Source organism: Streptodolium elevatio (assembly GCF_040649515.1).
Taxonomy (GTDB): Bacteria; Actinomycetota; Actinomycetes; order Streptomycetales; family Streptomycetaceae; genus Yinghuangia; species Yinghuangia elevatio.
In genome coordinates this window covers 23277-31390 of sequence record NZ_JBEZFP010000112.1, presented here as the reverse complement: position 1 = coordinate 31390, position 8114 = coordinate 23277, and the positions used below count along the sequence as shown (strand labels likewise).

At 73.1% G+C, this 8114-nt stretch carries 7 protein-coding genes and 1 pseudogene; 1 reads left to right on the top strand and 7 read right to left on the bottom strand.

What is annotated here, in order from left to right:
* Positions 1–24: 24 nt before the first annotated feature.
* Positions 25–174: pseudogene (locus tag AB0C36_RS43295) on the top strand (DUF3237 family protein); the annotation flags it as partial.
* Here AB0C36_RS43295 and AB0C36_RS32225 read toward each other — a convergent pair.
* The 7 genes from AB0C36_RS32225 to AB0C36_RS32195 all read right to left on the bottom strand — a co-directional run bounded on the left by AB0C36_RS32225 (position 121) and on the right by AB0C36_RS32195 (position 7998).
* Positions 121–1638: an amino acid permease gene (locus AB0C36_RS32225; RefSeq protein WP_435839161.1), complete on the bottom strand. Its 1518-nt coding sequence runs from the start codon at positions 1636–1638 to the stop codon at positions 121–123. The pseudogene AB0C36_RS43295 and the gene AB0C36_RS32225 overlap by 54 nt on opposite strands.
* Before the next feature lie 258 nt (positions 1639–1896).
* Positions 1897–2748 (bottom strand): M55 family metallopeptidase, encoded by an 852-nt coding sequence (locus AB0C36_RS32220; protein WP_358361094.1) that lies wholly within the window; start codon positions 2746–2748, stop codon positions 1897–1899.
* Positions 2736–4181 carry a type III PLP-dependent enzyme domain-containing protein gene (locus AB0C36_RS32215; protein ID WP_358361104.1) on the bottom strand — a complete coding sequence of 482 codons (1446 nt, stop codon included), beginning with the start codon at positions 4179–4181 and terminating at the stop codon, positions 2736–2738. The genes AB0C36_RS32220 and AB0C36_RS32215 overlap by 13 nt, the downstream gene beginning before the upstream one ends.
* A 273-nt stretch (positions 4182–4454) precedes the next feature.
* Positions 4455–6299, bottom strand: coding sequence for a PucR family transcriptional regulator (locus tag AB0C36_RS32210; protein ID WP_358361091.1), 1845 nt, complete (start codon positions 6297–6299; stop codon positions 4455–4457).
* Between the two features lie 10 nt (positions 6300–6309).
* Positions 6310–6747: a PPOX class F420-dependent oxidoreductase gene (locus AB0C36_RS32205; RefSeq protein WP_358361088.1), complete on the bottom strand. Its 438-nt coding sequence runs from the start codon at positions 6745–6747 to the stop codon at positions 6310–6312.
* A 76-nt stretch (positions 6748–6823) separates the two neighbouring features.
* Positions 6824–7252, bottom strand: coding sequence for a MarR family winged helix-turn-helix transcriptional regulator (locus AB0C36_RS32200; protein WP_358361102.1), 429 nt, complete (start codon positions 7250–7252; stop codon positions 6824–6826).
* Positions 7253–7482: 230 nt separating this feature from the next.
* On the bottom strand, positions 7483–7998 hold the full coding sequence (locus AB0C36_RS32195; RefSeq protein WP_358361084.1) for a F0F1 ATP synthase subunit B family protein: 516 nt from the start codon (positions 7996–7998) through the stop codon (positions 7483–7485).
* Positions 7999–8114: the final 116 nt, after the last annotated feature.

Below are 8114 nucleotides of genomic sequence, written 5' to 3'. Positions count from 1 at the left end.
GTCGACGACCGAGCCGTCGTCGACATCGTCAACCGCGGCTTCTACCACCCCGACCCCGACAGCCCCGACCAGCACGACGGAGACGTCAAGGTCTCCGAGGCCGGCCACTACTACCGGACGTCACCCGTGTTCCGGACCGACGCCCCGGCCCACCGCTGGCTCGCCGAGACGGTGTTCGTCGGCCTGGCCCGCCCCGACGGGGACGACGTCGTGGTGATCCGCATGTACGCGGTCCGCTGACCGGCCGCCGCGTCCGCGCGCGCGGCGCACCGCGTAGGCCACCAGCACCACGCCGAGGCTGACCAGGCTCGTGAGCAACTGCGTGCGCTGGTCGTCGATCACGGCCATGGCCACCAGCACGCCCAGGAACCCCGCGATGACCACCCAGGTGAGGTACGGGTACAGCCACATCTTGAGCGTCAGCCGCTCCGGTGCCTCCCGCTCCAGCCGCCGCCGCATGCGCAACTGCGAGGCACCGATCAGCAGGTACATGAAGATGGCGATCGCACCGGAGGAGTTGACCAGGTAAGTGAACACGCGGTCGGGGGAGAGGTAGGCGAGCAGCACCGACAGCCAGCCGACGACCGTGCCCGCCAGGATCGCGCGGGTGGGGACGTTCCGGCGGCTCGTGGCGACCATCCAGCGCGGGGCGTCGCCGTGCTCGGCGAGCGCGAAGACCATCCGCGAGGACACGTACACCGAGGAGTTCAGCACGCTGAGCACCGCGGTGAGGATGACGATGTCCATGACGGTGCCGATGCCGTCCACGCCGATGGTGTCGAGCGCGGCGACGTACGGGCTCTTGAGCACCTCGGCGCCGTCCCACGGGACGATCGTCACCACCAGGAAGATCGAGCCGACGTAGAACAGGATGATCCGCCAGATGATGCCGGTGGTGGCACGGGCCACCGAGCGCTCCGGCTCGCGGCTCTCCGCCGCCGCGATGGTCACGATCTCGGCCCCGCCGAACGCGAAGATCACCACGACGATCGCCGAGAAGATCGAGGTGAAGCCGTTGGGCGTGAACCCGTCGTGGGAGGTCAGGTTGGAGAAGTCGAACGACGAGCCCGGCCACGCGCCGACCACGAAGAGCGTGCCGACGATCAGGAAGGCCACGATCGCGGCGACCTTGATCGAGGAGAACCAGAACTCGAACTCGCCGAAGGACTTGACCGACAGCAGGTTGGTCGCGGTCATCACCAGCATGAGCCCCATGGCCAGCAGCCACAGCGGCGCGTCGATCCAGGCGTGCAGGATCGCGGCGCCGGCCACCGCCTCCACTGCCACGATGATCACGTAGTAGTACCAGTACAGCCAGCCGATGGTGAACCCGGCCCACGGGCCGATGGCGGTCCGCGCGTAATCGGAGAACGACCCCGAGGATGGCCGCGCCACGACCATCTCGCCGAGCATCCGCATCGTGCACAGCACGAGCGCGCCGGCGAGGCAGTACGACACGATCGCGGCGGGTCCGGCGGTCTTGATCACCGAACCGCTGCCGACGAACAGGCCCGCGCCGATCGCGCCGCCGATGGCGATCATCGACATGTGGCGGTTGCGCAGCGACCTGCTCAGCTGGGGGACGTCCGTCCCGCCCGCCTTGCGCGGCGGCTGCGGGATCGTCGGCGAATGTCTCATGGGAACTCCTGGCATGGGGCGGGGCCTTGGTGCTAGGGCGGCCGGTCCGCGCGCACGGCGGTGGCGCCCGCGGCACACCCGTCGGTCCGGCCGCGTGCCGTTGGCGGGCGCGCCGGAGTAGGACGTACGGGAAGGGCGGAGCAAGGACGAACGGAACGAGGGGCGGAACGGTTCGGCGAACGAGCGGGAAACGTCAAGGGGCGTGGCGGCAGGCGTCGGCCGGAGCCGTGCGCCGTCGCACCGGGCAGTCCGGCCGGGTCAGGTCCATTCGGCCTCCCGGCCACTGCCGATCACCCAGGTCAGCGCGCGGAAGTGGCGCAGCGCGGTACGGGCGTCGGGGGCGGTGAACGCGACCGTCCGCGGCCCGTCGGGGGTGACCCCGGGCATCGCGGTGGCACGGTCGGCCAGGTACGGGCTGTCGAGGTCCACCGAAACGGTCAGCGCGGTGCCGCCGCTCGGGGCACCGGTCAGCTGCGCGGTGCGCGCCCGCGCCCGGTCGGCCAGCGCCGCGGTCGCCGCGCCGGTGATGTCGGCGGCGGTGGCCGCGGGTGTACGGCACACCGCGGCGTGCCTGCTCAGCGCCGTCTTCACGGCGACGGTCCGGGCACCGGGGGCCCAGGACCGGGCCGCCGCGCAGGTCAGGTCGTCGCCGGTGACCAGTACCACGGGCACCTGTGCCTCGGCGGCCACGAGTGCGTTGAACCGGCCTTCGTCGGTGGGCACTTCGTCGATGCGCACGGCGAGGATGCTGTGCGACAGGTAGGTGTGGGCCAGGACGCCGGGTTCGCCCGCGCCGGTGTGGTAGCCGACGAACGCCACGGCGTCGACGCCGAGTTCGATGCCCTGCATCATGCCGAGCGGCTTGTGGCGGCCGACGATGAGGCTCGCGCGCGGGTCGAGGTCCTCCAGGAGGACGTTGTCCATTCCGCAGTGCGCGTCGTTGACCAGGATCTCGTCGGCTCCGGCGGCGGCGAAGCCGGCCACGGCGGCGTTGACGTCGCCGGTCAGCAGGCGGCGGAAGCGCTCGTAGCGCGGGGTGCCGGCGGTCACGTCGGCGGGCAGGACGGTGCCGGTGGCACCCTCCATGTCGGCGGAGATCAGGACGCGCATGCGGGCACCTCCTCGGGGCCAGGGTCGCGGCCGGGGTTGTCGTCGGCGTTGCCGGCGGGGTCGTCGCCGGGCGTGCCTTCGGCGGCGGCCCGCATGGATTCGACGGCCCCGGCGTCGACCAGGCCGACGAGGGAATCGGCGTACGCGGCACCCGACTCCGCGACGATCTCGGCGAGCGTCTGCGCCTCGCGCACCAGGGCGAAGCGCGCGCGGTCGGCGCCGTCGAAGCGGAAGCCGTAGACCGCGGGGCGGGGCAGTGAGTTGTAGGCGAAGTGCGACGAGAAGTAGTAGGCCCCGGTGTCGTAGAGCGCCACCACGTCGCCCGGTTCCAGCAGGGGCAGTTCGCGGCCCTCGGCGGTGAGGTCGCCGGCGAAGCAGCACGGCCCGGCCACGTCCTGCACGACGGCCGGCCCGGCCTTCGGGACGCCGTCCGCGTCGAACACGCCGATCCGCAGCGGCCACGCCCGCGGCATGAAGACCGTGCGCGCGGCGACCTGCGCGCCGGCGTGGGTGATCGCGATCGGCCGCCCGCCGGCGGACTTGGTGTACTCCACCCGGGTCAGCACCATGCCGTGCTTGGCGAGGACGGAGCGGCCGAACTCGGTGACCAGGGCGTACCGGCCGTCGAACAGGCCCGGGACGTCCTCGCGCAGCTGCGCCACGTAGGCGGCGTGGCCGGGGCTCTCCTCGTCGCCGTCGAAGTTGACCGGAAGGCCGCCGCCGATGTCGAGGCTGTCGATCTGCCGGTGGCCGACGGCGGTGTTGATGTGCTCGGCGAGTTCGTACGCGGCCCGGACACCGGCGGAGATGAGCGGCAGCGGGCAGCCCTGCGAACCGACGTGCGCGTGCAGCCGGGTGAGCCAGGGGCGTCGGCGGAAGGCCTCGACGAGGGCCTCCTCGGCACCGGGGTCGCGCAGCGCGATGCCGAACTTGGAGGTGTCGGTGGCGGTGCTCATGGCGCCGATGGCACCCGCGCCGACCTGGGGGTTCACCCGGATGCCGAGCGGCCCGCGCGGGGTGCGGTCGTCGGCGGGCCGGGCGGCCAGGACGGCGTCGAGGCGTTCGAGCTCCTGCCAGTTGTCCAGGTTGATCGCGATGCCCAGGTCGACGGCGAGTTCGAGTTCGTCGATGGTCTTCGCGGGGCTGTCGAAAACCAGCCGGTCAGGGGTGAAGCCGGCCGCGAGGGCCTGCGCCAGCTCGCCGGGGCTCGCGACCTCGCAGCCCATGCCCGACTCGGCGAGCAGTTGCAGGACAGGGACCAGGCCGCACGCCTTGGCCGCGAAGGTGTGCAGTACGGGCGCGGGCGACTCGAACGCCGCATGCAGCCGGGCCACCGTGCCGCGGATGCCCTCGACGTCGAGCAGGCCGATCACCGGAGCCGGCGCGTCGAGCAGACCTTCGCGTACCGCGAGGCGCACCGCCTCGTCGAGCACCGCGCGCCGCCCGGCGTCAGGGGCTGTGCCGGTGGCCGTGCCGTCGCCGCCCACGATCGTGGGGGAAGCTGCCGCGGAGAGGCCGGAGAACACAGGGAACACCTCGGATTTCGTGGGCGGACGCGTCCGCCGGGGCGGGGGCGGGGACCGGTACGTCGAAAAGCATGGTCCCGGAGCCGCGACGGCGTCATCAGCCGATCGTACGGAGTCGTACGCGGGACGTTGGCCGATCGGACAACGGAGCCGCGACGCGTCCGGCGACGTGCGCCCGGTTCAGCCTCGCGCCGGCGGGTCCTCGCGCGCCGCGATGCGCAGCCCCACGTCGGCCAGCAGCCGGGCGGCCGGGTCGCCCAGGTCGAGCCCGAACAGTTCGCGGATCCGGCGCAGCCGGTGGCGCAGCGTGTTCGGATGCACGGTCAGTGCGGCCGCGGCCGACGCCACGTCGCCGAACGCGTCCAGGTACGCCGACAACGTGGTGCGGAAGGCGGTGCCGTGCTCCGCGTCGTACGCGACCAGCCGGTGCACCGGCCCGGTGTCCGAGGCCCGCCACACCGGCTCGACCCGGTCGAGCAGTTGCAGCAGGGTGGCGGGGACGAGCACCTGGTCGTGCTCCGCGACGGCCGAGCCGCCCGGGCTGTCGTACCGCTCGGCCAGCACTCGCAGCACCAGGTCGGCGGACGCCCGCGACTCGGACAGCCCCGACGCGCCGGCGGCCGCGCGACCCACGCCGACCAGCACCGATCCCGGCGGCACGGTCCGGGCGGTGGCCGCCAGCTCGCGGGCCAGCGCGACCGGGGCCTCCGGCCGGTCCTCGTGGACCGGTACCACCAGGTACATCCGCCGGCCCGACTGCGCGGAGAGCACCGACGCGCCGTCGGCGGACGTCCGCAGCGCGGCGGCCTGCAAGGCGAGCACATCGAGCAGGCGCTGCCAGGCGGCCCCGCCGACCGTGCCGTCCTTCGCATTCGGCGGTGCGTCGATGGCCACGACCGCGTAGCGCCGCGCGTCGTCCAGGCCGAGTGCGGGCTCCCGGTCGGACGCCGCGACGCGCCCGGTCAAGACGCCGAGCAGGGCCTCCTCGTGCCGTCGCGCGCTGAGCCGGCTGTGCGCTCGGTGCTGGATGAGGTGCGGGACCGCAGCCCGGGCGGCGGCCCGCAGCGCGGCCCGGGAGCCCTCGGCCAGGCTGCCGCCGCCGGTCGCCGCCGCCCACAGCGAGCCGAGGACCTCGTCGCCCACCCGGACCGCGACGGCCAGGCGTTCGGCGAAGTCCCCGCCGGCGGGCAGGTGCACCACGTCGTACGAGGTCCACAGTTCGCGCAGGAACCCGCTCTCGCGCAGCTGGGCCACCCGCCACTCCGGCACCCGCTGGCCCAAAATGGTCAGCTGCCGCAGCGGGTCGGCGTCGCCGTCGGTACGCGAGTAGGCCAGCACTCGCGACCGCGTGTCCTCGATCGTGATCGCGCCGCCGACCAGGTCGGCCAGGACGTTGGCCAGGGCGGGCAGATCGCCCAGCCGCACCTGGTCCAGCCCGCGCCGCAGGTCCGGCCCGTCGACGGCGTCGCCGTCGTCGCGGCCGACCTGGTCGGCGTACGAGACACCCGCGCGCAGCAGCGCGAGCAGCTCGGTCCAGTCCGTGCCCGGGCCTCGGGTGAGCAGCGCGGTGTCCACCCGGCGCGCGGTCGCCGACAGGGCGGCACCCGCGGGCAGTGCGCCGCGCCGCATGACGACGGCGGCAGCCCCGGCACGGTCGGCGGCCAGCAGGACGTCCGGCGCGGCCGCCGACGCCACATCGACGCCCACCGCGAGCAGGAGGAGCCCGTCGGAGGAGTGCCGCCCGGCGGCGTCCGCCGGTTCCTTCTCCTGCCTCTCCCGCTGTTCCTGCCGCTCGCGGTCCCAGACCGCCTCGCCCGCGTCGTAGAGCGCCACGCCGCGCACGGGCACGCCGGTCCCGCGGGGGGCGTGCACCAGTTCCAGCACGTCGGTGCCGACCACGGCCAGCACATGGGACAGCGTCGGCGGCCCGGGGTCGGTGCGAGGCTCCGTCACCGGGACGGGCGGGTCCGCGGGCGGTTCGGGGCGCTGCCCGGCGTCCTTACCGGGGTGCGGCTCAGAGGGCATCACTCCATGATCAGGCATCGGGCGCGCGGACGGCGTCACCCGCGCTGCGGCCCTTCATGCCCGGGCTTTCGGGGGTGATGCCCCAGGTGATGGTGCGGCGGGGGTGGATCCGGATGATCTCCGGGCTGGTGCCGCGGCCGGTGTGCTCGACGTCGCGCAGTGCCTCGGCCGTACCGCGGATCTCGATGCCGCGTACCGTCCACGGGTCGTACGACGCGATGTCGTCGACCACGAGTGCGACTTCCGGGTTCCCCTCCACGTTGCGGAACTTGCGGCTGGCGCCCATGGTGTAGCCGGCGATGTCGATGGTGCCGTGGATTTGGTCGACCTTGAACGCGACGGGGTTGTTCTGCGGGGCGCCGTCCGGCGCGACCGTGGCCAGCCGCCCGAGGCGCTGCGAGAGGAGGTAGGCGGTCTCGGCGTCGGTGAAGGGTGTCGATGAAGTCATGTGCCCAGCCTCGTAGTTGAAGTGCGCTTCAAGTCAAGTGACCGCGCCGCACGGCCGGCCCGGGGCGTATCCCGGGTCAGGAGGCGGTGCCGAACCAGCCGGGGAAGTCGAGGCGGAAGAAGTCGGCGGGCGTCATGCGGCGCAGGTCGTCGTCGAGGGCGCGCAGGCGCTCGGTGCCGAGTTCGGCGGACCAGCGGGCCCGGACGTTCTCGAAGGCGCGGGCGGAGAGGGCGAGGCATTCGACGCCGCGGGACGTGAGGCGGACCAGTTTGCGGCGGGCGTCGTGCGGGTCGTGGCCGACGGAGACGTACCCGAGCTGTTCGAGGTTCGCGACGGTCTTGCCGGCGGCCTGCTTGCTCACCCCGAGCGTGCGGCCGAGGTCCGCGGCGGTGGTCCCGTGCGGGCCGATGGCCTGGAAGACGAAGCCGTGCATCGGCCGGACGTCGGGGTGGCCGTGCCGCGCCAGATCCTCGTGCACCTCGTCGATGACGGTGCGGAACGCCATGAACAGGCGGAGCGGGAGCTCGAAGCCGGGGGGATCGCCCGGGGTGCCGTCCGGTCCCGTCGCCACTTCGCCGGCTCCTCCGCTGTCGACTGCCGCGGCCGTCCGGTACGGACAACTGCATTGTCGATGGTAGAGGAGCCGGCGAAGTGGTGGGGATGGTGCCGTGGTGCTGAGGTGCCATCTTGCGGTGGTGCGGTGGTGCGGTGGTGCGTGAGTCGCGGTGCGGTCGTTCAGGAGGCGGAGTTCGCCGACTTGCGGGTCTCGGCCTCGGCGAGGAAACGCTCGACGGTGTCGCCGGAGGCGACGAAGTCACCCAGCGATTCCCCGACGATCTTGCCGGCCAGCTCGGTGGCGATCATGCCGAGCTCGGCGTGCAGCGCGGCCTCGGCGAGCGCGCGCTCCTCGGCGATCGCGTTGTGGCCGGAGACCACGAGCTCGTCGCGGACACGCTGCGCCTCGGCGCGCGACTCCGCGATGGACTCGGCGCCCTCCTCGATCAGCTCCTGGCGCACCCGGGCGGCCTCGCGACGGCCCTCGGCGTTCTCCTTCGCGATCTGGCGGGCCAGATCCGCGGCCTCTTCGCGCAGGCCGTCGGCGTGGTCGAAGCCGCCTTCGAGCTTTTCGTGGCGTTCGTCGAGTGTGCGCGCGATCCGGGGGATCAGGACCTTCCCGACAATCAGGAAGACCAGCGCGAAGCATATGACGGCGACTACGAGTTCGGCGCCATCAGGCGTCAAGGGTCCCATCCCGACACTCTATCGGCGCCTTTGTGAAGCCGTTCACGTGGGACCGGTCACAGCGCGTGGAGGGCATGAGGGCCGCGTAAATCGGATCGCCCCGCGCCGCCGAGGACGCAGAATGT

What these genes read in the sequence shown, in the direction of transcription:
- AB0C36_RS32200 (WP_358361102.1), bottom strand. Translation starts at nt 7,252, where the DNA reads ATGGCGTTCCGCACCGTCATCGACGAGGTGCACGAGGATCTGGCGCGG.
- AB0C36_RS32220 (WP_358361094.1), bottom strand. Translation starts at nt 2,748, where the DNA reads ATGCGCGTCCTGATCTCCGCCGACATGGAGGGTGCCACCGGCACCGTC.
- AB0C36_RS32195 (WP_358361084.1), bottom strand. Translation starts at nt 7,998, where the DNA reads ATGGGACCCTTGACGCCTGATGGCGCCGAACTCGTAGTCGCCGTCATA.
- AB0C36_RS32210 (WP_358361091.1), bottom strand. Translation starts at nt 6,299, where the DNA reads ATGCCCTCTGAGCCGCACCCCGGTAAGGACGCCGGGCAGCGCCCCGAA.
- AB0C36_RS32225 (WP_435839161.1), bottom strand. Translation starts at nt 1,638, where the DNA reads ATGAGACATTCGCCGACGATCCCGCAGCCGCCGCGCAAGGCGGGCGGG.
- AB0C36_RS32205 (WP_358361088.1), bottom strand. Translation starts at nt 6,747, where the DNA reads ATGACTTCATCGACACCCTTCACCGACGCCGAGACCGCCTACCTCCTC.